The sequence below is a fragment of the Bradyrhizobium sp. CCGB20 genome, assembly GCF_024199855.1.
GTDB lineage: Bacteria > Pseudomonadota > Alphaproteobacteria > Rhizobiales > Xanthobacteraceae > Bradyrhizobium.
Window position 1 is genome coordinate 4,517,079 of sequence record NZ_JANADN010000001.1, and the last position, 22,357, is coordinate 4,539,435.

The following is a 22,357-nucleotide window of genomic DNA, read 5'->3' on the forward strand; positions in this document are numbered from 1 at the left end:
ATCCGGGCTACGGGACTAACCCAATCCCTTCAACCACGCGCCGATCTCGCCGACGGCGACATTGGCCTGCTTCAGCAATTTGCCCATCGTGAAGAAGCCGTGGAATTGGCCGGGATAGTGTTTGTATGCGACGGGCACGCCGGCCTGCTTCAGGCGCGCGGCATATTCGTCGCCTTCGTCGCGCAAGGGATCGGCGCCGGCGGTGAGCACATAGGCTGGCGGCAGGCCGGCAAGGTTTTTGGCGCGCGCCGGCGAGGCACGCCAGTCGTTGATGTCGGCGCCGCCGAGATAATGGTCGCGAAACCAGCGGATCACCGAATGCGTCAGCAGCACGCTGGTCTCGGGCTCGCTGTGCGAGCCATGCGTCATGGCGAAATCGGTTGCCGGGTAGATCAGCACCTGGCCTGCGATCGCGGGGCCATTTCCGTCGCGCGCGGCAAGCGCGACCACCGCCGCGAGATTGCCCCCGGCGCTGTCGCCTCCGATCGACAGACGCGAGGCGTCGATGCCGAGTTCGCGGGCGTTCGCGGCAATCCATCTGGTCGCGGCGATCGCATCATCGGTGGCGGCGGGAAACTTGTGCTCTGGCGCGAGGCGGTAGTCGACCGAGATCACGATCAGCGCGCCTGCGTCGGCAAGCTGGCGGCAGACAACGTCATGGGACTCGAGATCTCCGATCACCCAGCCGCCGCCATGGAAGAACACCAGCGCCGGCGACAAGCCATCCTGCTGCCGCGCCTCCTTCGGGACGTAAATGCGGGCGGGGATTGCGCCGTGGGGCGCCGGGATCGACAGCGGAGCGACGCGGGCCAGTTCCGGCGGCTCGGGGTTGGTGGCGAAGCGCGCCTGGGCGTAATAGGCGCGCGCCTCGGGAGCGGTCAGCGTCTCGTAGGCGGGCCGGCCGGCCTCCTGAAACGCCTTGTAGACGGCGGCGGCATCGGGATCGAGCACAACGGGCATGGGGGGCGACCTCTGCGGTTTCTGGTTGTGGTTGGACGTCGGCTATCCGGGCGATGCCCGCCTCGGCCCCGGGGAGGAGCCTTCCGACTATCCCATCCGGGGGCGGGTCTGGCCAGCCGGCGGCGGGCAGGGCAGGGATGCCGCCCTTCCCCCGCCGTATTCGCCGTGTTAACCGGATGGCCTGCGAGCGGCGGTATCCCCTGTAGAATGTCCAACGAGCCCGATTCGCTGTTGAAGCCGCGCGAGATGTTTAAAACCTTTACCCTGACAGGCCTTGCGGCGCTGCTGGCCGCTACCGCGCTGACGGTTGCGACGCCCGCGCAGGCGCAGATCGGCACGATCTTCTCCGATCCGCCGCCGCGGCCGCCGGGTGCGATTCCGCGCGGCCAGCCGCAGCCGCAGATCCCCGATGACGACGACGAGGAAGTCCCCGCGCTGCCGCCGCAGGGCCGCGTGCTGCCCTCACGCCCGATGCCGCCGCCGCCGGGCCGGCAGGGTAACGTGATGCCGGGGCCGGTCGAGACCCAGCCGCTGGCGCCGCCGCCGGGTTCCGCCGCGGCTCCGCCGAACCAGCCGCCGCCCGTCGCGGCCGTACCGCCCAATCAGCCGGGTGCGCCCGGTCAGCGCCAGCCGCAGCAGAAGGGCGGACCGGGCGGTGCCGTGCCGCAGACGCCGGCGAGCCTGCAGCCGGGCGACGAGGTCGTGACCGAGCCGCCGGCCCAGAAGATCGTCAACAAGAAGGCGACCTTCTCCGGCCTCGACAAGATCACGGGACGCATCATCAATTTCGACGAGGATATCGGCGAGACCGTTCAGTTCGGCGCGCTGCGCGTCAAAACCGACGCCTGCTATACGCGGCCGGCGACGGAAGCCACCAATACCGACGCCTTCGTCGAGGTCGACGAGATCACCTTGCAGGGCGAGGTGAAACGCATCTTCTCGGGCTGGATGTATGCTGCGAGCCCCGGCCTGCACGGCGTCGAGCACCCGATCTACGACATCTGGCTCACCGACTGCAAAGAGCCGCAGCAGACCATTGCGACCGCAGCGCCTGATCCCGCGAGCAAGCCGGCTGCGCCGCCGCCGCCCGCGCAGAAGAAGGCCGCGCCCAAGCAGGCCGTGCAGCAGCGTCCGCCGCAGCCCTTGCCGCCGATCCAGCAGCAGCAACAGCCGGCTCCGCCACCGCCGCCGCCTCAGCAGCAGCCGGGCCTTTTCGGCATCCCGGGGTTTGGGCGCTAGACCAAATCCCCGGGGTTTGGGCGCTAGACCAAATCCCCCGGGTTCGGCCGGTAATTTCTCTGACTATTGCTTTGAGGCGATGATCTCGAGCGCGCGTGCGCCCGGGATCGCGTCGCCTTCCGACAGCCTCAGAAAGTCGCCGGGATCGCCGGCGAGGGCGTTGTCGAGCAGGGCGGTGTAGCGCCGGCGCGAAATCTCGACCGCGCCGAAGCTCTTCAAATGCTCGGTGACATATTGCGTGTCGAGCAGTTCGAACCCGCCATGGATCAGCCGCGCGACCAGGTGCACCAGCGCGACCTTCGAGGCATCGCGCGCGGTATGAAACATGCTCTCGCCGAAGAAGGCGCGGCCCAGGCTCACGCCGTAAAGCCCGCCGACGAGGTCGTCGCCCTGCCAGGCCTCGACGCTGTGGCAATGGCCGAGCTCGTAGAGGCCGCCATAGAGATCGCGGATCCGCTTGTTGATCCAGGTGTCCTCGCGCCCGACCTGCGGGGCGGCGCAGCCGGCGATCGTTGCCTTGAACGCGGTGTTGACGGAGACGCGAAATATATCCGAACGCACGGTGCGCGCGAGCCGTGAAGCCACGCGAAATCCCTGGAGCGGGATGACGCCGCGCAATTCCGGCTCGACCCAGAACAGGGTCGGATCGTCGGCGCTCTCGGCCATCGGAAAGATGCCGCAGGCATAGGCGCGCAACAGCACGGCCGGTGTGATTTCAGACGAGGCGGAGTCGCGCGAAGTCATGGCGCAATAATAGCAGGATCGTGGTGCGGTTGCGATGGGGACCGCGGTCAGCTCGCGGCGGCGCTGTTGCTTGCGCCGGGGACCGCAGGGATGCGGCGGAACCTCAGCAGGACGCGAGTTCCGGCGTGGGCGGGGTCGCGCTCGACGGTGGCATCCAGCTTGGTGGCCATCGCCGCGACGATGCGCTGGCCCATGCCGGTCGAGCGCGGATCGGCCTTCACCTTGTCGCCGACGCCGTCGTCGGTAATCGACAGCAGCAGGTCCTCGCCTTGCGAGGTCAGCTCGACATGGATCGGGCCGGCGCCGTCGGGATAGGCATATTTCACCGCGTTCATCACCAGCTCGTTGACGATGATGCCGACGGCGACGGCGCGGTCCGGATCGATCTCGATGGCTTCCGCCTTCACCGTCAGGCGCGACATCCGGTTGCCTTCGGCCGAGCGGCGGAGGTCCTCGAGCAGCGAGTCCAGGTACTGGTTCAGCACCACGCTCTTCAGGTCCTGCGAGGTGTAGAGGCGGCGGTGCACCTGCGCGACCGCGGCAACGCGGCCCATCGCATTGGTCAGCGCCGCCTTGACCTCTTCCTGGCCTGCGGAGTTCGCCTGAAGATGCAGCAGCGAGGCGATGATCTGGAGCGAGTTGCCGACGCGGTGATTGACCTCGCGCAGCAGCAGCTCGCGCTCGGCGGCGAGCGCGGCATAGCGGTCGCGCGAGGCGTGGATCTCGGCTTCGGCTTCCTCGCGTGCCTTCTGCAATTCGGCCTGGCGCAGCGCGCCGTCGGCGGCGACGTGGAGCAGCGGGATGAATTCGCCCTTGACGTCCTTGACGAGATAATCGGCCGCGCCCGCCTTCAGCGCCGTCACCGCGATGCTGGAATCCTGCGACGCCGTGACGAACACCACGGGCGGCGCCCCCGGTATCGCCATGATCTGCTCGAGCGTCTCCAGCCCGTCGAGGCCGGGCATGTACTGGTCGAGCGCCACGACGTCGATGCAGCCCTCCGTCTGCGCGCGGCGGATCCGCTCCAGGCCTTCCTCGCCGCTGGCGGCATGAATGACCTTGTAGCCGCGCCGCGTCAGGCCGCGCTCGACCAGGCGTGCCAGCGCCGCGTCGTCATCGATGTAGAGAAGTGTCGGCGTGTGCTGGTTCATGAGGCGGCGGGCGGGACCTGGATGACCGAGAAGAACAGGCCGAGCTGCCGGATGGCATTGGCGAAATTCTCGTAGTTCACGGGCTTGGTGATGTAGACGTTGCAGCCGAGCTCGTAGCAGCGCTTGATTTCCTGGGAGTCGTCGGTGGTGGTCAGCACCACCACGGGCGAGGCCTTCAGATATTTGTTCTCCTTGATCTGCTTCAGGATGTCGATCCCGGTCATGTCGGGGAGGTTGAGATCGAGCAGGATCAGGAGCGCATTGCCCTTCTGCACGAGCCCGCTGCCGTCGGCGCCGAACAGGTGCTTCACCGCGTCCGTGCCGTTGGCGAAGGAGACGATCTCGTTGTTGACGCCGGACCGGCGGATGTTGCGCTCGATCAGCCGGGCGTGTCCCTCGTCGTCCTCGATCATGATGATGGTGACGGGTTGAGTCATTGGTCGGCGTTCCGGTTGCTTGCGTTCCAGGTGATGGGCAGCGTGATGGTGAAGGTGCTGCCCGTATTCAATTCCGATGATACCGACATGGTGCCGCCGAGGCGACGCACAAGTGCACGCACATGCGCAAGACCGATGCCCTGGCCGGGCTTGTCCTGGGTTCCCGCCCGGCGAAACAGGTCGAATATCCGCTGGTGATCTTTCGGATCGATCCCGCGCCCGTTGTCGCTGATCTCGAAGATAGCGTAGCCGAGCTTGGTGCGCCCGCGGATTCTGATCTCGCCGGCGACGCCGGGCTTGAGATATTTGATGGCGTTGTCGATCAGATTGGAGAAGATCTGCTCCAGCGCCAGGCGGTCGCTGACGAGGTCCGGCAGGGGCGCGACATGGATCTCGGCCTGCGCCTCGGCGGCCTGATGCGCCAGCGTCGACACAATGGCTTCGATCAGCTCCCTTGTGTCGATCTTCACGGGCACGAATTCGCGCCGGCCCTCGCGGGTGAGGTTGAGGATCGCTGAGATCAGGCGGTCCATCTTGCCGATCGACGATTTGATGAAGCCGAGCGCTTCGGCAAAATCCGCTGACAGCTGCTTGTCGGGACCTTCGAGCGCGATCTCGCCGGCCGCGGGCGGCGGCCCGTCGGCCGGGACATGGGTGAGGCCGCCGATACGGCGGAAAATGTCGCCGCCAAGCTCCTCGAGTTCGCTGGTGAAGCCCATGATGTTGACGAGTGGCGAGCGCAGATCGTGGCTGACGATATAGGCAAAGCGCTGGATCTCGTTGTTGGCTTCGCGCAGGTCTGCCGTGCGTTCGTCGACGACGGACTCGAGGTTGGCGTAGGCGTCGCGCAGGCGCCCCTCGGCCTCGTCGCGCGCCTGCGCCGAGCGCCGCACCAGCCAGATCGAGATCAGGGCCAGCAGCACGACAAGGCCGGAGCCGATGCCGGTCATTGATGCGGCCAGCGCCTGGCTCTGGTCGGAGTTGGCGGTGCGGATCCGGAACAGGCGTTCCTCTTCGCGGATCATCGCGTTGGCCAGGTTGCTGATCGTGGTCGTGATGTTGCCGGCGGCGGCCTCGCGGATCAGCGCCGTGGCATTGTCGACCTGCCCCTGCTTCACGAAATTCATCTCACGGGAGAACTGGTCGAGCCGGGTCTCGATCGCCGAGCTCAACTTCTCAATGTTGTCGCGTTGCGCGGGATTGTCGCTGATCTGGCGCGTCAGCTTGTCGAGCGCCGGAACAATCGCTGCGACGGCCTTCTCGTAATCCGACTGCAAATCCGGTCCCCGCGTCAGGAGAAAGCCGCGGGCGCTGCTCTCGGCGCGCCGGACTTCGAGCAGGAGGGAGTTGATCTGGTTCTCCACCTCGATGGTGTGGAGCACGCTTTTGCTGTCTTTGCGCGCCTCGTTGACGAGGTAGACGGAACCGGCGCTGATCACGGTCAACACCAGAAGGCCCGCCGCGAGCAGCAGGATCTGCCAGAATACGCGCCGTCGTTGCGCCTTAGCCGTCACGACGGTCTCGCTTCGTCACGTCAAAGGATCTCAAAACGCCCCCTCGGAACTGACCCCGCCGTCCAGAACGCGATGGGGCCCAAAGGGTTCCACGGGAATGGAGGATTATCCCTGGGCCGGTTCCTTGCCGGCGAGGTACTGTTCCAGCCAGTGGATGTGATAGTCGCCGTCGATGATCGAGGGTTGGCGCACCAGGTCGCGGAACAGCGGCAGCGTCGTCTCGATGCCTTCGACCACCATTTCGTCCAGCGCCCGGCGCAGCCGCATCAGGCATTCGCTTCGGGTCTTGCCGTGCACGATCAGCTTGCCGACCAGGGAGTCGTAATAGGGCGGGATGGTGTAACCCTGATAGACCGCAGAATCGATGCGGACACCGAGGCCGCCGGGCGGGTGATATTGCGTGATGCGGCCGGGCGAGGGGCGGAAGGTCTGCGGGTTCTCGGCGTTGATCCGGCACTCGATGGCGTGGCCGATGATCTGCACCTCGCTCTGCTTCGCCGGCAATTCGCCGCCGGCGGCAATGCGGATCTGCTCCAGCACGAGGTCGATGTCGGTGATGCTCTCGGTGACGGGATGCTCGACCTGGATGCGGGTGTTCATCTCGATGAAGTAGAACTCGCCGTCCTCGAACAGGAATTCGATGGTGCCAACGCCGAGATATTTCATCTCGCGCATCGCCTTGGCGCAGGTTTCGCCGATCTTGGCGCGTGCAGCCGCGGAGAGGACGGGCGAGGGACCTTCCTCCCAGACCTTCTGGTGTCGGCGTTGCAGCGAGCAGTCGCGCTCGCCGAGATGGATCGCGCCGCCGCGGCCGTCGCCGAGGATCTGGATCTCGATGTGGCGCGGCTTCTGCAGGTATTTTTCGAGATAGACGGACGCATCACCGAAGGCGGATTTGGCTTCGTTGGCCGCCGTCGACAGCGCCACCTGGAGATCGGCCTCGCTGTGCGCGACCTTCATGCCGCGGCCGCCACCGCCGGCCGCTGCCTTCACCAGCACGGGGAAGCCGATCTTCTTCGCGATCGCCATCGCGTCGTCCTCGGGGCCGACCGCGCCGTCGGAGCCGGGCACCACGGGAATGCCGAGCTTCTTCGCCGTCTTCTTGGCCTCGATCTTGTCGCCCATCAGGCGGATGTGCTCGGCCTTGGGGCCGATGAAATGCAGATTGTGCTCGGAGAGGATTTCGGCGAAACGCGCGTTCTCCGAGAGGAAGCCGTAGCCGGGATGCACGGCATCCGCGCCGGTGATCTCGCAGGCCGCGAGCAGGGCGGGCACGTTGAGATAGCTGTCCTTGGACGGCGGCGGGCCGATGCAAACGCTCTCGTCCGACAGGCGCACATGCATGGCGTCGGCGTCGGCGGTGGAGTGCACGGCGACGGTGGCGATCCCGAGCTCCTTGCAGGCGCGCAGGATGCGGAGGGCGATCTCGCCGCGATTGGCTATGAGGATCTTGTCGAACATGGTGCCTCGGGGCGAATAGGAAATAGCGAGCGGCGAATCGGGAGGAGTAACTATTCGCTACTCGCTATTCGCCACTCCCTCACTCAATGATCACCAGCGGCTCGCCGTACTCGACCGGCTGGCCGTCCTCGACCAGGATCTGCGTCACCGTGCCGGCGCGCGGCGAGGGGATCTGGTTCATGGTCTTCATGGCTTCGATGATCAGCAGGGTCTGGCCGACCGAGACCTTGCTGCCGACCTCGATGAACGGCTTGGCGCCGGGCTCCGGCGCCCAATAAGCGGTGCCGACCATCGGCGAGGTCACCGCGCCGGGATGCTTCGACAGGTCGGCCGCGGCAGCGGCAGGCGCGGCGGCAGCTGCGGCCGCCGGCAGGACAGCGGGGGCGGCCGCCATCTGCATCGGCATGGTCGCGGCGACACTGATATTGCGGGCGACGCGCAGGCGCAGGCCGGCACGTTCGATCTCGATCTCGGTGAGGCTGGTCTCATCGAGCAGCAGGGCGAGCTCGCGGACGAGCGCGGAATCCTCGCTGGAAAACTTTGCGGCTGCTTTGTCGTCTGGCTGGCGCGCCATGTTCTTTGATCCGAATGTTCTGGGTGAAGAGGGAGCGTCAGGCTTTGGGCTTGATGCCGAGCTTAGCGGCAAGGCCCTGCATGGCGAGGCGGTAGCCCTCGATGCCGAAACCGCAGAGCGAGGCGAACGCCGCGCGCGCGGTGTAGGAATGGTGACGGAAACTCTCGCGGGCGTGGATGTTGGTCACGTGCACTTCGACCGTCGGGATCTGCACCGCGAGCAGCGCGTCGTGCAGCGCGATCGAGGTGTGCGAATAGCCGCCGGCATTGATGATGATGCCCTTCATCTTGCGGGCGTGCGCCTCGTGGATGAAGTCGATCAGCTCGCCTTCGCGGTTGGACTGCCGGCAGTCGGCTTTGAGGCCGTACGCCGCCGCCGCCTCCCGGCACAGCGCCTCGACGTCGGCCAGGGTCGCGTGACCATACTTCTCGGGCTCGCGCGTCCCCAACATGTTGAGGTTCGGCCCGTTGAGGACGAGGATCGTGTCGGTTGCTGGTTCGGCCATTCCAATCCCGCAAGAGGTGCTTCGGCGTGGCGGGGGTTATAGGTAACAAAGTGCGTGAGGGGAAGCCTTGAAGGGCCTCCCGGGCCGCTTCAAGCACCTCATCCGGGGTGCAAAAACCTGTGCGGAAGCTACGGAAATTGCTTGTTAACCAGTCCAAAGCATGGCTGCCGCAGAGGCGGAGGGCACGGTCCCCCGGTCGGCCGAAAGCCCCCGCCGATCTCTCGGCAGGGGCTCACGTGAGACGGTAGGTCAGCGAAGCCGCTTACCCCTCGATGATGTAGACGATCTCGCGCGTCTGCGGACGGACGATCACGTACTGGCCGCGGACGAAGATCACTTCATATCCACGCCACTGCGGGTAGATCTCGACGATCCGGGGCGGCAGCGGGTGGAAGTGGACGGACGCCGGGATCGCGGTGCCGACCGCGATGTTGAAGTTGACGTTGGTGGTCTCCTCGATCTTGGTCGACTTGATCGCGGTCGAGATTTCAGTCCGCTTCTCGGCGGGCGGTGCGGCTGCGGTGGCCGAAGCGTTGCCGGTCGTGGTCTGCGACTTCGTGTCGGTCGTCGCCGGACGGTTCTCGGCATTGTTGCTCTTGGCAGCGCCGCCGGCCTTGTTGTCCTCGGCCTTCATGTCCTTGGTGCCGGACTTGGTCGTCGAGTCCTTGGTCGACTCTGAGCTCATGCTCTTCGACTTGTCTTGGGCACCCTGGGCGCGTTCGCCCTTCGCGCCGGCCTTCTCGTCAGTCGCGTTCTTGTTCATCGTGCCGGAGCCGGACTTCTCCATCGCACCGGACTTCTCAGCGGCGCCGGATTTCTCCATCGCGCCGCCAGTCTGGCCGACGGTGCCCTTCTCGGGAGCCGCGGATTCGCGGCCCATCGAGCCGCCGCGCTCAGCCGCGCCGCCTGACGGCTGCGAGTGCTGCATCTGCGCGCCACCGGCGCTGCCGCCGCTGTCGCGGCCCATGTTGCCTTGTGCGTTCGCCAGACCGGTGCCCGCTAGAAGCGCGACTGCGGCAACCGAGATCATAAAGCGGTTAGACATCTAGGTTCTCCTCACGTGTTTATTTGCGTCATTGCCCGCGCCGACAACGAAAGGAGATTTGAGTTGTTCCGGAACATCAGGGGTTCCGAGGCATTTGTTTCTTAAACGCGAGATGAACGCACGCGCCGGATTCGCGCCGATATTCGGCTAACGAAAAAGGCCGGCTTTTCAGCCGGCCTCTTTGCGTGCGTGAGTTGTGAGATGATCAACAAGTCGCCTTGCCGCAGCGGGCAACGCCGATCTTTTCCTTGAGGGCTTCGAGGCCGACGGCGCCGACGACGATCTGCTTGCCGATCACGTAGCTCGGCGTGCCGTTCATGCCCATCGCCTCGGCGAGCTTGAAGTTCTCCTCGATGGTGGCGCGCACCTCGGGGCTGGCGATGTCCTTCTCGATCTTGGTGGTGTCGAGGCCGGCTTCCTTGGCCGCCTGCATCGCGCGCGCCTTGTCGGCGGCGCCGCGGCCGCTGAGCAGCTTCTGGTGGAAGTCGAGATATTTCTTGCCGGAGGGATCCTGCATGCGCACGGCCACCGCGACCTGGGCGGCTTCGACCGAGCCCTGGCTCAGCACCGGAAATTCCTTCAGCACGACCTTCAGCTTCGGATCGCCCTTCATCAGGTTGAGCATGTCGTCCATCGCGCGCTTGCAGTAGCCGCAATTGTAATCGAAGAACTCGACGAAGGTGACGTCGCCGTCCTTGTTGCCGAGCACGACCTGGCGCGGCGAGTTGAAGATCGCCTCGGAGTTCTGTGCGATGCTGGCTTCGTGCTTCTGCGTTTCGGCCGCGGCCTGGCGCTTGGTGAGCTCGGTCATCGCTTCCTCGAGCACCTCGGGATGGGTGACGAGATAGTTCTTGATGATCGCCTCGATGTCGGTGCGCTGGGCATCGGAGAAGCTGTCGGCCGACGCGGGCGCGGCTGCGCCGAACAGGGCGAGCGCGAACAGCGCGGGAGCAAGCAGGCGCAGCGAAGGCATAGGCAAATCCTCTTGTCGAAAGCTGGTTTCGGAAAACGTCCCGGCGGACTTAAAGCTCGGTGTCGTGACGTCGTGGTGTCAGGCGTCGTCTTGTCGCGTTCGTTGCGTGGTCGATCTAGTTACGCGGCGGCTTGGCCGCCACGATGTCGTCGGCTTTGACCCATCCGGGCGTGCCGACGGCGAAACGGGTTTTCGCGCGCGTGGCGAGCTCGCGGGCGGTCTTGTTGTCGCCGCGCAGATAAGCGGCCTGCGCCGACGCCAGATCCGCTTCGGCATAGTCGCCCTTCCGGCCATAGGCCATCGCGAGCTGCATGTAGCCGAGCGAAGCCTCCGGTTCCCGTGCCACCGCGGCCCGGAGAATCCGAACGGCATCGTCCGTGTAGGCCTTATTATCCGATCCAACCAGAGCCTGCCCAAGTAACATCTCGATGAGGGGCGCGCTGTTCGAAAGTGCGACAGCCTTGCGCAGGGCAGGGATCGCCTCGGCCGGCTTGCCGCCCTCCAGCAGGGCCTGGCCGCGCACCTCGTAAAAATACGGGTTGTTCGGCTGGACCTGGATCAAGGCGTCGATCTGGGCCAGCGCGCTGCGCAAATCGCCGTGCAGATAGGTGCTGATGGCGCGGGCGTAGCGCGCCGGCAGGCTGTCGTTGGTCTGGGGGTAGCGGCGGTAGACGGTCTCCGGCCGCTCCATGAACGCGGAAATCTTGGCGCGCACCATGTCGTGGCGGAGCTGGAGCGCCGGATCGTCCTTCTTGTCCCAATAGGGACTGGAACTGGCGAACTCCTGAAGCGAGGCGACGCGCTCGGCGGGCATCGGGTGCGACTGGAGATAGGGATCCGCGCCGCGGGCAGCGAACAGGCTCTCGCTGGTGAAGCGCTTGAAGGTCTCGTACATGCCTTTCGGCGATTGCTGGGTCGCGGTCAGGAATTTCACGCCGGCGCGGTCGGCATTCTCCTCCTGCTGGCGCTGGTAGGACAATAGCGTACGGCGGATCATCTCCTGCGGGCCGGCGATCGCGGCCGCGCCAGCGTTGGCGAGCCCGTTGTTGCCGGCGCTGTTGCTGCCGCGCGTGGTGCCTGCGACCATCGCGCCGGCGCCGAGCAGCATGGCGATGATCATCTGGGTCTGGGCGTTGGCGAGTTGCTCGCGCAGCTTGGACAGATGGCCGCCGGCCAGATGCCCGGTCTCGTGCGCGAGCACGCCGATGATCTGGTTCGGCGTGTCCGACTGGAGGATCGCGCCGTAATTGACGAAGATGCGGCGGCCGTCCGCGACGAACGCGTTGAACGAGCCGTCGTTGATGATCACCATCTGGATGTTCTGCTTTTCCAGACCGGCGGCGCGCAGGATCGGGCGGGTATATTCGCGCAGCAGCTGCTCGGTCTCGGTGTCGCGCAGGACCGGCGGCCCCTTGGCCTGCGCATGCGCGGCCGGCATCGGCAACAGCGCGATCGCCGCGGCCGTGACGAGGGCGGTGAGGGCGGAGGCCTTCTTGCGCAATGCGATCTGGAGCAACATCAGGCGGTCTGGGTCAAACGGTCTTTTGCAACGGTCTTGGACAAGCAGTTTCGTGATTGGTTTTTGGCGATTGGCGGCGGACCGGATACGCGATATGCCCTTGTAAGCCGTACCCCTTATGAGCCGTACAATGCGGCCAGTCTGGGGCGCAAGAGCCCCGTTTCCCGGACCGGATCGACCGGTTCGCCAGCGAAATAGCAGAAATCGATGCACGATGCGACATTGAGGAACCGGTTGGGGCAGTGGCTCGAGCCCTCCCGCCGCAGCGATGTTCCCCCGTTCATGGTGATGGACGTGATGGCCGCCGCGGCCCGAATCGAGGCGGCCGGCGGACACGTCATCCACATGGAGGTCGGACAGCCCGCAACCGGCGCTCCGAGGACCGCGATTGCGGCCGCCCATGCGGCGCTCGAGGCCGGGCGGATCGACTACACCTCCGCGCTCGGCATCCCCTCATTGCGCGAACGCATCGCGCGCCATTATCGCGATGCCTATGGCTGTGATGTCAGCCCCGAGCGGATCGTGGTGACGACGGGCTCCTCCGGCGGCTTCATCCTGGCCTTCCTGTCGATGTTCGAGCCCGGCGACCGCGTCGCCGTGACCGTGCCTGGCTATCCGCCATACCGTCATATCCTCACCGCGCTCGGCTGCGAGCCGGTGCTGATCGAGACCACGAACGAGACGCGCCATGCGCTGACCGGCGAGGCGTTGCTGGCGGCGCATCGCAAGGCGCCGCTGAAGGGCGTGCTGGTCGGGAGCCCCGCCAATCCGACGGGAACGATGATGTCCCGCGAGGCGCTCGCCGGGCTGATCGCGGCTGCGGAAGACGCCGGCATCCGCTTCATCTCGGACGAGATCTATCACGGGCTCGACTACGCCTTTCCGGCGATGACGGCGGCCTCGCTCTCCGAGCACGCACTCGTGATCAACTCGTTCTCGAAATATTTTTGCATGACGGGCTGGCGCGTCGGCTGGATGGTCGTGCCTGACATTTTGGTGCGGCCGATCGAGCGGCTGCAGCAGAACCTGTCGATCTCGGTGCCGTCGCTGTCGCAGATCGCAGCCGAGGCCGCCTTCGACGGCGCGGCCGAGATGGAGGAGATCAAGCACGGTTATCAGGAAAACCGGCGCATCCTGATTGAGGGATTGCCCAAGGCGGGGCTCAGCAAGTTCCTGCCGGCCGACGGCGCATTTTATCTCTATGCCGACGTGTCGGACTTCACCTCCGACAGTTTCGAGTTCGCCAAGCAGATGCTGGAGCAGGCGCACGTTGCGGCGACGCCCGGCCTCGATTTCGATCCCATCCATGGCCGTTCGTTCATACGGCTCTCCTATGCTCGCTCGGCAGAGGAGATGCGGGAGGCAGTTGACCGGATCGCTCACTGGCTTAAATAGCCGCCAGTTTTCGACAGCCTTCCGGAGTGCAACTTGTCTGACCGTTCCCTCACGTCCGCCGCCACGCAGCATTCTCCTCTCGCCGCATTGATGTGGCCGACCCGTCCCGGCGAGACCGTAGGCAGCCTTCGCGCCGTCGTGCTGATCGCGCTCGGCACCGCGTTGATGGCGCTATCAGCCAAGGTGAACCTGCCACTGCCTTACGTGCCCATGACGTTGCAGACACTGGTCGTGCTGATGATCGGCGCCGCCTATGGCTGGCGCCTTGGCAGCGCAACCATGATCGCCTACCTCGCCGAAGGCGCGATGGGCCTGCCGGTATTCGCCGGTCCGGTCGGTGGAATTGCACCGCTGGTCGGCCCGACCGCGGGCTATCTGTTCGGCTTCATTGGCGCCGCCTTCGTCACCGGGTGGCTTGCCGAACGCGGCTGGGATCGCAGCGTGGTGCTGCTGTTTGCGGCAATGGCCGTCGGCCACGTCGTCATTCTGGCCGCCGGCTTCGGCTGGCTCGCCTTCGGTCTTGGCCTCGGCATGTCCAAGGCGTGGCAGGTCGGCCTGATGCCGTTCATCGCGGCGTCACTGGTGAAGAACGCGCTTGGCGCGACGCTGATGCCGGCGGCCCGCCGGATCGTCGATCGCCGCGGGTAAAGCGCGCAACAACGAGCAGTTCCAATTGACAGAGCCGGCCAAGTTGATCTTGGCTGGCTCTGAGTTTGAGGGGGAGTGAAACAATGACGACGACAACGATGGCGGGGGCGCCGGTCGCGCAGCCCGCAGCAAAGCCGTGGTACAAGGTTCTCTACGTCCAGGTGCTGATCGCCATCGTGCTCGGCGCCATCGTTGGCTGGCTCTGGCCGACGCTTGCCACCAACGAATGGATCAAGGCGCTCGGCGACGGCTTCATCAAGCTGATCAAGATGGTGATCGCCCCGATCATCTTCTGCACCGTCGTCTCGGGCATCGCCCATATCCAGGATGCCAAGAAGGTCGGCCGCATCGGCGTCAAGGCGCTGGTCTATTTCGAGGTCGTTTCGACCTTCGCGCTGGTGATCGGACTCCTCATCGGCAATCTGGTGAAGCCGGGCGCGGGCTTCGGCAGCGCCGCCGCCAACGCACAGGCGGTCGCCAACTATGCCAAGCAGGCGGAAGGCCAGAGGTCGGTCGACTTCGTGCTGCACATCATTCCGGACACCGTCGTCGGCGCCTTCGCGCAAGGCGAGATCCTGCAGGTGCTGCTGTTCTCGGTGCTGTTCGGCTTCGCGCTCATGGGGCTCGGCGAGCGCGGCCATACCATCCGCAGCTTCATCGACGACGCCGCGCATGCGGTGTTCGGCGTCATCTCCATCGTGATGCGCGCGGCGCCGATCGGCGCCTTCGGCGCGATGGCCTACACCATCGGCAAGTTCGGCACCGGGGCGATCCTCAACCTGGTCGGCCTGATCGCGACGTTCTACGTCACCGCGGCGCTGTTCGTGTTCGTCGTGCTCGGAATCATCGCGCGCATGGCGGGATTCTCGATCTTCAAGTTCCTCGCCTACATCAAGGACGAGCTGCTGATCGTGCTCGGCACCTCGTCCTCGGAAAGCGCGCTGCCCTCCCTGATGGAGAAGCTCGAGCGCCTCGGCTGCTCGAAGTCGGTGGTCGGCCTCGTGGTGCCCACGGGCTATTCGTTCAATCTCGACGGCACCAACATCTACATGACGCTGGCGACGCTGTTCATCGCGCAGGCGCTGGGCTTCGATCTCTCCTTCGGCCAGCAGCTCACCATTCTGGTGGTGGCGATGCTGACCTCGAAGGGCGCCTCCGGCATCACCGGCGCGGGCTTCATCACGCTGGCGGCGACGCTCGCCGTGGTCGATCCGCGCCTCGTGCCGGGCATGGCGATCGTGCTTGGCATCGACAAGTTCATGAGCGAGTGCCGTGCGCTGACCAATCTGTGCGGCAACGGCGTTGCTTGCGTGATCGTCGCCTGGTGGGAAGGCGAGCTCGACCGCGACAAGCTCAACGCCAACCTCGCCAGGCAGATCGATCCGACGGACATGGAAACCGCTGTCACGACGGATTGATCTGCCGGTTGCCTGTGGCGGCGCCGTACGCCATCAGGCTTTGAAATAGTAGGGCTGGTCGAGATCCTCGATCAGCCCTTTTTCTTTGGGCTCCCAGCCGAGCAAAGCGCGCGTCTTCGCGCTCGAGGTTGGAACGTCGATGGCGGCAAATCGCGCGAACCAGCCGAAATGCTCCTCGGCTTCATCCGTGGATTTCGAGACCACGGGCACCCCGAGCCTTTTGCCGATCACCTCGGCAATCGCCCTGAACGGAACGCCTTCCTCGGCGATCGCGTGATAGTGCCTTGCGGTGGCGCCTTGCTCCAAGGCGAGGCGGTAGACGCGTGCGGCGTCGGTGCGGTGCGCGGCCGGCCAGCGGTTCATGCCGTCGCCGACATAGGCCGCCACGCCTTTCGCGCGCGCAAGATTGATGAGGATCGGAACGAAGCCGTGATCGCCTTCGCCATGGGTGGACGGCGGAAGCCGAACCGCGGCAGCGCGCACGCCGCGTTCGATCAACGACAGCGCGGTCGATTCCGAAACACGGGGAAAGTGGTGCGAAGCGACATCGTCCTCGGTCGCGAGCCGTCCCGGAGCGAGCAGCGCCACACCGGAGGTGACGATGAAGGGGCGGTCGGAGCCTGCGAGCTCCTCGCCCATGGCGAGGATCGCCCGCCGGTCGAGCTCGCAATTGTCGGCGAACTTCGAGAAATCGTGGTTGAAGCCGAGGTGAAGCACGCCGTCGGACGCGGCCGCGCCGCTGCGCAAGGACGCATGATCTTCGAGCGATCCACGATGGACCGCGGCCCCCATTGCAACGAGCGCTGCAGCGCCTGCGTCGGAGCGGGCGAGGCCGAGCACGTGATGGCCGGCGGCGACCAGGTCGCGAACGACGGCGGAGCCGACGAAGCCGGTGGCACCAGTGACGAATACACGCATGAGCAATCTCCTGGGATTGGCGGAGGGGGTTGGTGGAGACGACCATCTGCGCTAGGATTATCCGGGTAAAGTAGTGACATTATCGGGGTATAATAGCTAACAGGATGAGCGAGACTGCTTCAGCCGAAAACCTGCTCGGCACCTATCTGAAGGACCGCCGCACCCGGCTCGATGCTGCCGCGTTCGGCCTCAGTGGCAGCCGCAGGCGCACGCCCGGACTGCGCCGCGAGGAGGTGGCCCAGCGCGCCAATATCAGCCCGACCTGGTACACGTGGCTGGAGCAGGGCCGCGGCGGCGCGCCCTCGGCCGACGTGCTCGACCGCATCGCCCGCGCACTGATGCTGACCGATGTCGAGCGCGAGCATCTGTTCCTGATCGGCCTCGGCCGTCCGCCCGAGGTGCGTTACCAGGCGACAGAGGGCGTCTCGCCACGACTGCAACGCGTGCTCGATGCGCTCGCATTCAGCCCGGCCTTGGTGCGCACCGCGACCTGGGACGTCGTCGCCTGGAATCGCGCCGCAAGCGCCGTGTTGACCGACTACGGCGCGATCCCGCCGGGACAGCGCAATATCCTGCGCTTCATCTTCTGCGATCCGCGCGTGCGCGCCGCGCAATATGACTGGGACAGCGTGGCGCGCTTCGTGGTGGCGGCGTTCCGGGCCGATGCCGCGCGCGCAGGCGCCGTCTCGCATGTCGCCGATTTCGTCGACGAGCTTTGCCGGACCAGTCCGGAATTCGCGGCACTCTGGCGTGACAATGACGTGCGCCATCATGGCGACGGCACCAAGCGGCTGCGGCACCCCGTTCACGGCACCATGTCGTTCGAATATTCGAGCTTCAATGTCGAGGGTCGCTCCGATCTCAGCATGATCGTCTACAATCCGGCGACGCCTGAAGATGCCGACCGTATCAGGAAGCTGCTGGCCGACCGCGCCGACTGACGGAATTCGTCACCTCGTCCGTTTAACCCGCATCGGACTTCGAAGGGGCGGGCGGCATGGTGGGCAAGGCGACTGTGAATCGGATTGTTTTGCAGGCGGCAGAGCATTTTGCGGCCGGGCACGCGGACCGGGCGGATGCACTCTGCGCGGAAGTGCTGAGGGCAGAGCCGGATCATGTGCCCGCGCTGCATCTGGCGGCCGTGGCCGCGTTCGTCACCGATCGCGCGGCCGACGGCGCCGCGCTACTCGGCCGTGTGTTCAAGATCGACCCGGAGCACGCACCGGCACTCGTCACGCTCGGCGATGCGCTTGCCGTGAAGGGCGAGCAGGAGGGTGCCGTGGCGGCGTTCCGGCGCGCCTTGGTCCGGCGGCCTGATGATGCCGGCCTGCACAACAAGCTCGGCGTGGCGCTCGGCGAGCTCGCCCACTTCGACGAGGCCGAAGCCGCCTACCGCCGCGCGCTGGCGCTCGACGCACATCTCACGCGGGCCTGCTTCAACCTCGCCGGCGTGCTCGCGGAGCAAGGGCGGCTGACTGAAGCGGAGGAGGCGTATCGCGCCGTGATCGCGCGGGAGCCTGGTTATCGCGGCGTCTGGCTCAATCTCGGCAATCTCCTCATGGACCAGGCGAGGCTCGGCGACGCCGAGGCTGCTTATCGCCGCGCCCTCGCTGCCGATCCTGACGATCCCGGACTGCTCCGCAATCTCGGCGCCGTGCTCTATCGGCAAGGATTGCTCGATGACGCCATTGTCCAGTACCGCCGCGTCATCGCGCTCGCAGCGGACAACGCCCCGGCGCTGCGTCTGCTTGGTCTCGTCCTGCACGAGGCCGGCCATTTGCACGAGGCTGCGGAGATCTACCGGCGGACCTTTGCGCTTGATGCGTCGGACCATGTCATCGCCAGCAATCTCGGTGCCTGCCTGTCCGAGCTCGGCGCATGGGACGAGGCGATTGCCGCCTGCGAGCGCGCGCTGCTGCTCAAGCCGGATCACGCGCCGGCCTGGACCAATCTCGGCATCGTCTTCGAGAAGCAGGAGCGCGCGGACGACGCGGTCGCCGCGCATCGCTGCGCGGTCGTGGCCGATCCCGCCTATGCCAAGGGCCACGCCAACCTCGCGGTCGCGCTGCGGAATGCCGGGGAGATCGACGCGGCCCTGGCAGTCTCTCACCGCGCGATCGCGCTCGACCCGGAGCAGCCGCTCGCGCAGTACAACCACGCGCATTTCCTGCTGATGAACGGCGACTTCGTGAGCGGGTTCGAGGCCTATCAATGGCGGCGCAAATGCAAGACGCTGTCGGACGGCGATCCCTCGTTCAGCGAGCCGGAATGGCAGGGCGAGCCCCTGAACGGCCGAACGCTGCTGCTGTTCGCCGAATACGGTCTCGGCGATGCCCTGCATTTCGTGCGCTACCTGCCGATGGTGACGGCGAGCGGCGGCAAGGTCATCCTGCAGGTTCAGCCCGCGCTCGCCTCACTGCTGCGGCAGCTCCCCGATGTCACGGTGTTCGCGCGCGGTGAAGCGCTGCCGCCGTTCGACCTGCAACTGCCGCTGATGAGCTTGCCGCGGGTCTTTGGCACGACGTTCGACACCATCCCGGCCGACGTGCCGTATCTGCATCCCGATCCCGCAAAACTGTTGCGTTGGCGTGCGGCGCTCGCGGATGTGACGGCGTTGAAAGTCGGCGTGGTCTGGGCCGGCAACGCCAGGCACAGGGGCGACCGGCAGCGCTCGCTGTCGGCTGCGGCCGTGCTGCCGCGTCTCGTGATGCCCGGCGTGCAGCTCTACAGCCTGCAAAAGGAGCCGCGTCCCGAAGATGCTCCGGTGCTGGCGGCGCTGGGGGACGATATCATCGATCTTACGCCGGCGCTCGGCGATTTCGCCGATACCGCCGCGGCGGTCGCGGCGCTCGATCTCGTCATCGCCGTCGACACATCGGTTGCCCATCTCGCCGGTGCGCTGGGACGTCCGGTGTGGATGCTGACACCTTACGCGCTCGACTGGCGCTGGCTGCGCGAGCGCGAGGACAGTCCGTGGTATCCGACCATGCGGCTGTTCCGTCAGCGCGCCCCGCGCGAATGGGACGACCCGCTGCTGCGCGTGTCGGCGGCGCTCGCCGTGCTTGCGGCGAGCGCCGAAGCCTAGAACCGCTCCGGCCGGTATGGCGTCGGATCGATCGCCGGCGTCTCGCCGCTCATCATCTCGGCGAGCAGGCGTCCCGTCGCGGGTCCCAGCGTAAAGCCCTGGTGGCCGTGGCCAAAATTCATCCAGAGGCCGGGATGGCGCGGAGCGGGGCCGAGCACCGGCAGCATGTCGGGCGTGCAGGGGCGGGTGCCGAACCACGGATCCGGCTCGACGCGCCTGCCGAGGTCGATCAGCTCGCGCGCGGACGCCTCGGCGCTGGCGAGCTGCACCGGGGTGGCAAGTGCATCCATGCCGGTCAATTCCGCCCCGGTGGTGATGCGGATTCCTTTCGCCATCGGACCCATGGCATAGCCGCCGGCCTTGTCGACCAGCGGCAGATCGAGCGACGCGCCGCCGCTGTAATGCATGTGGTAGCCGCGCTTGCGCACCAGCGGAATGCGGTAGCCGAATTTGTGCAGGAGATCGGGCGACCACGGCCCGAGTGTCACGACGGCGTGGGCTGCGTCGATGCGACCGTTGTCCGTATCGACCGACCAGCCGGTCGCGGTCTGCTGCAAACTCTGGGCGTCGCCGAGCACGATCGCGCCGCCGAGGCGCTCGAACAGCTCGGCATAGGCCGTGACCAGTGCGCCGGGATCGGACACGGTCCAGGTGTCGAGCCAGTGGATCGCGCCGGGCAGGTCGTCGCGCAGGATCGGTTCGGCCTTGGCGAGCTCGGCCCCCGAGAGCGCACGAAACTTCACGCCGAATTCGCGTTCGTCTTCTTCCGCCGACTTGACGGCGAGATCGAAGGAAGCTGCGTCGCGATGCAGATGCCGGTATCCCGCGCGGCGGATGAGATTGTCGGCATGAGCTTCGCGAATGAGGATGTCGTGCTCCGCCGTCGCGTAGGCGATCAGCCGCGCCCAAGCGTCGATCGCCTCGCGATGCCGCTTCGGCGCCGAATGCCACCAGTAGCGGAGCAGGGGCTCGATATGGAGATGAAGCGACGACAGGCTGTAGCGCACGTCGTTGGTGCGGCCGGTCGCGATCTTCAGGAGCGTGGCAAGGTCGCGCGGCATAGGATAGGGGCGGACCGCTTCCGCCTGGATCATTCCGGCATTGCCGTAGCTGGTCTCGCGGCCCGGCTCCCTGCGGTCGACGAGCGTGACGGCCCAGCCGCGCTGGCGCAGGTGCAGCGCCGCGCTCACGCCGATCATGCCGCCGCCGAGAACGATCGCGTTTTGCATGGGCAGAATTCTCCTGTCAGACCGGTTGTGGGACGAGGTCGGTCATTCCCAGGCGAGGAAGCCGGGGGCGGCCGACAGCGGCGGCGCCGCGGCAAGCCGTGCCAGATCGGGGACCGGCCGGCACAATTGCGCATCATCAGCCAACGCCGCTTCGATGCTTGCCGCAACCGAAAGCACGACGGCATCGCCGCCACGCGGACCGACGATCTGGAGGCCAAAAGGCAATCCGGCTTCATCAAGGCCGAGGGGGATGCTGATTGCGGGATGGCCGGGCAGCGTGACGGCATAGGCGAGCGCGAGCCAGTGGAAGTAGGATTTCGTCGGCACGCCGTCGATCTCGGCCGGATAAAGCTCCGACCACGGCCGCGGGCTCAGCGTGATGGTCGGGCTGATCAGCACGTCGCAGCTTTCGAAGAAGCTTTGCCAGGCACGATAGATCCGCGTCTGCGTCGTCGCAGCGCGGCCGTGATCCTCGAGCGTGTAGGCGAGGCCTTCCTCGACATTGGCGCGGACATTGGGGCCGAGCATCTCGGGACGCTCTTTGTAGTTCTTGCCGTGCATGGCCAGGAACAGGCCCGCGCGCAGCACGGCAAAGGCGTCGTCGGCGCCGGAGCAATCCGGCGTCGCTTCGCGGCATTCGGCGAAGAGGGTTGCAAGCTTGCCGACGCGGTGACGGAACACGCGGCGGATCGCCTGCTCGGTCGGTGCGAAGCCGAAATCCTCCGTGAAGGCGAGACGCAGCTTGCCGAGCTCCGCAGGGCGCGGCGCGGCCCAGCGCTCGGCGCGAGCGCGCAAGGGTTCGCCGGGCAGCGTATAGGCGAGCGGATCGCGGGCATCGTCGCTCGCCATCACCGACAGCATCAACGCAGTGTCGGCAACATTGCGCGCCATCGGCCCATCGGTCGACAAATTGGACCAGCCGAACGCGCGCTTCTCGCTCGCCACAAGCCCGTAGGATGGCCGCATTCCAACGATGCCGGCAAAGCCGGCCGGATTGCGCAGGGAGCCGCCGGTGTCCGAGCCCGAGGCGAGCGGGGCCATGCCGCAGGCGAGCGCCACCGCCGAGCCGCCGGAGGAGCCGGCCGCCGAGCGTGAGGGATCGAAGGGATTGCCGGTCGCGCCGAACACGGGGTTGCGGGTGTTGCCGCCGGCCGCCCATTCCGGCGTGTTGGTCTTGCCGAAGATGATCGCACCCGCCGCGCGCAGCCGCGCGACCGAGCCCTGGTCGGCGATTGGGACGTTGTCGCTCAGCAACGGGCTGCCGTAGGTGGTGCGCAGCCCGGCAGTGTCCTGGGTGTCCTTGATAAGAACGGGAAGCCCGTGCAGCGCGCCACGATCCTCGCCGCGCAGGATCGCGGCCTCGGCTTTCTTGGCAGCGGCGCGTGCGCCTGATGCGTCCAGCGTCACGACAGCGTTGACGGCGGGATTGATGGTCGCGACCCGCGACAGGCAGGACTCCAGCAGCTCGACCGGCGAGATCGCCCGGGCGGCCAGCAGGCGGCGCAGCTCAACGGCGCTGGAGTTGCAAAGCTCTGACAAATG

Annotated in this window: 20 protein-coding genes; 6 read left to right on the forward strand and 14 right to left on the reverse strand. The window is 66.3% G+C overall.

Translation table 11 applies throughout. From position 1 onward, the window contains the following. Positions 1-15 precede the first annotated feature (15 nt). Positions 16-960 carry an alpha/beta hydrolase gene (locus tag NLM15_RS20870; protein ID WP_254118971.1) on the reverse strand — a complete coding sequence of 315 codons (945 nt, stop codon included), beginning with the start codon at positions 958-960 and terminating at the stop codon, positions 16-18. A 207-nt stretch (positions 961-1,167) separates the two neighbouring features. Between NLM15_RS20870 and NLM15_RS20875 the strand changes: the two genes are divergently transcribed. Then, entirely contained in the window at positions 1,168-2,199 is a 1,032-nt protein-coding gene (locus tag NLM15_RS20875; protein WP_254118972.1) for a DUF2155 domain-containing protein, read from the forward strand. Between the two features lie 63 nt (positions 2,200-2,262). On the opposite strand, the gene aat is transcribed toward NLM15_RS20875, so the two are convergent. The 10 genes from aat to NLM15_RS20925 all read right to left on the reverse strand — a co-directional run bounded on the left by aat (position 2,263) and on the right by NLM15_RS20925 (position 12,122). After that, entirely contained in the window at positions 2,263-2,943 is a 681-nt protein-coding gene (gene aat / locus NLM15_RS20880; protein ID WP_254118974.1) for a leucyl/phenylalanyl-tRNA--protein transferase, read from the reverse strand. Between the two features lie 47 nt (positions 2,944-2,990). Then, entirely contained in the window at positions 2,991-4,094 is a 1,104-nt protein-coding gene (locus NLM15_RS20885) for a sensor histidine kinase (protein WP_254118976.1), read from the reverse strand. Beyond that, a complete protein-coding gene (locus NLM15_RS20890) occupies positions 4,091-4,531 on the reverse strand; it encodes a response regulator (RefSeq protein ID WP_254118977.1) in 441 nt (146 codons plus the stop codon). Before NLM15_RS20890 ends, NLM15_RS20885 begins: the two co-directional genes overlap by 4 nt. Continuing rightward, a complete protein-coding gene (locus NLM15_RS20895) occupies positions 4,528-6,045 on the reverse strand; it encodes a CHASE3 domain-containing protein (RefSeq protein WP_254118979.1) in 1,518 nt (505 codons plus the stop codon). Before NLM15_RS20895 ends, NLM15_RS20890 begins: the two co-directional genes overlap by 4 nt. 105 nt (positions 6,046-6,150) lie before the next feature. Then, entirely contained in the window at positions 6,151-7,506 is a 1,356-nt protein-coding gene (gene accC / locus NLM15_RS20900) for an acetyl-CoA carboxylase biotin carboxylase subunit (protein ID WP_254118981.1), read from the reverse strand. Positions 7,507-7,585: 79 nt separating this feature from the next. Continuing rightward, the gene (accB, locus tag NLM15_RS20905; protein WP_254118983.1) at positions 7,586-8,080 is read right to left on the reverse strand and encodes an acetyl-CoA carboxylase biotin carboxyl carrier protein; all 495 of its coding nucleotides are present in this window, start codon (positions 8,078-8,080) and stop codon (positions 7,586-7,588) included. A gap of 37 nt (positions 8,081-8,117) precedes the next feature. Continuing rightward, positions 8,118-8,585: a type II 3-dehydroquinate dehydratase gene (gene aroQ, locus NLM15_RS20910; protein ID WP_254118985.1), complete on the reverse strand. Its 468-nt coding sequence runs from the start codon at positions 8,583-8,585 to the stop codon at positions 8,118-8,120. Between the two features lie 262 nt (positions 8,586-8,847). After that, positions 8,848-9,630, reverse strand: a complete 783-nt coding sequence (locus NLM15_RS20915) for a DUF1236 domain-containing protein (RefSeq protein ID WP_254118986.1) — start codon at positions 9,628-9,630, stop codon at positions 8,848-8,850. Positions 9,631-9,835: 205 nt separating this feature from the next. After that, complete coding sequence (locus NLM15_RS20920; RefSeq protein WP_254118988.1) at positions 9,836-10,603, reverse strand: DsbA family protein; 768 nt, start codon at positions 10,601-10,603, stop codon at positions 9,836-9,838. 115 nt (positions 10,604-10,718) lie between these two features. Then, positions 10,719-12,122 carry a M48 family metalloprotease gene (locus NLM15_RS20925; RefSeq protein WP_254118990.1) on the reverse strand — a complete coding sequence of 468 codons (1,404 nt, stop codon included), beginning with the start codon at positions 12,120-12,122 and terminating at the stop codon, positions 10,719-10,721. A 207-nt stretch (positions 12,123-12,329) separates the two neighbouring features. On the opposite strand from NLM15_RS20925, the gene NLM15_RS20930 reads away from it, so the two are divergent. The 3 genes from NLM15_RS20930 (at position 12,330) to NLM15_RS20940 (ending at position 15,583) form a co-directional block, all read left to right on the forward strand. Next, positions 12,330-13,517, forward strand: coding sequence for a pyridoxal phosphate-dependent aminotransferase (locus NLM15_RS20930; protein ID WP_254118991.1), 1,188 nt, complete (start codon positions 12,330-12,332; stop codon positions 13,515-13,517). Between the two features lie 90 nt (positions 13,518-13,607). Further along, positions 13,608-14,165 (forward strand): biotin transporter BioY, encoded by a 558-nt coding sequence (locus tag NLM15_RS20935; RefSeq protein ID WP_254124308.1) that lies wholly within the window; start codon positions 13,608-13,610, stop codon positions 14,163-14,165. Positions 14,166-14,248: 83 nt separating this feature from the next. Beyond that, positions 14,249-15,583, forward strand: coding sequence for a dicarboxylate/amino acid:cation symporter (locus tag NLM15_RS20940; protein WP_254118993.1), 1,335 nt, complete (start codon positions 14,249-14,251; stop codon positions 15,581-15,583). Positions 15,584-15,616: 33 nt separating this feature from the next. Here the strand turns inward: NLM15_RS20940 and NLM15_RS20945 are convergent, their stop codons facing one another. After that, on the reverse strand, positions 15,617-16,501 hold the full coding sequence (locus tag NLM15_RS20945) for an SDR family oxidoreductase (protein ID WP_254118995.1): 885 nt from the start codon (positions 16,499-16,501) through the stop codon (positions 15,617-15,619). A gap of 104 nt (positions 16,502-16,605) precedes the next feature. Between NLM15_RS20945 and NLM15_RS20950 the strand changes: the two genes are divergently transcribed. Together NLM15_RS20950 and NLM15_RS20955 are read left to right on the forward strand one after the other, a co-directional pair. Next, entirely contained in the window at positions 16,606-17,442 is an 837-nt protein-coding gene (locus NLM15_RS20950) for a helix-turn-helix transcriptional regulator (protein ID WP_254118997.1), read from the forward strand. A 56-nt stretch (positions 17,443-17,498) separates the two neighbouring features. After that, a complete protein-coding gene (locus tag NLM15_RS20955) occupies positions 17,499-19,586 on the forward strand; it encodes a tetratricopeptide repeat protein (RefSeq protein ID WP_254118999.1) in 2,088 nt (695 codons plus the stop codon). On the opposite strand, the gene NLM15_RS20960 is transcribed toward NLM15_RS20955, so the two are convergent. Together NLM15_RS20960 and NLM15_RS20965 are read right to left on the reverse strand one after the other, a co-directional pair. After that, positions 19,583-20,815 (reverse strand): FAD-binding oxidoreductase, encoded by a 1,233-nt coding sequence (locus NLM15_RS20960; protein WP_254119001.1) that lies wholly within the window; start codon positions 20,813-20,815, stop codon positions 19,583-19,585. The genes NLM15_RS20955 and NLM15_RS20960 overlap by 4 nt on opposite strands. 42 nt (positions 20,816-20,857) lie before the next feature. Then, positions 20,858-22,354, reverse strand: coding sequence for an amidase (locus NLM15_RS20965; protein ID WP_254119003.1), 1,497 nt, complete (start codon positions 22,352-22,354; stop codon positions 20,858-20,860). Between the last annotated feature and the right edge of the window lie 3 nt (positions 22,355-22,357).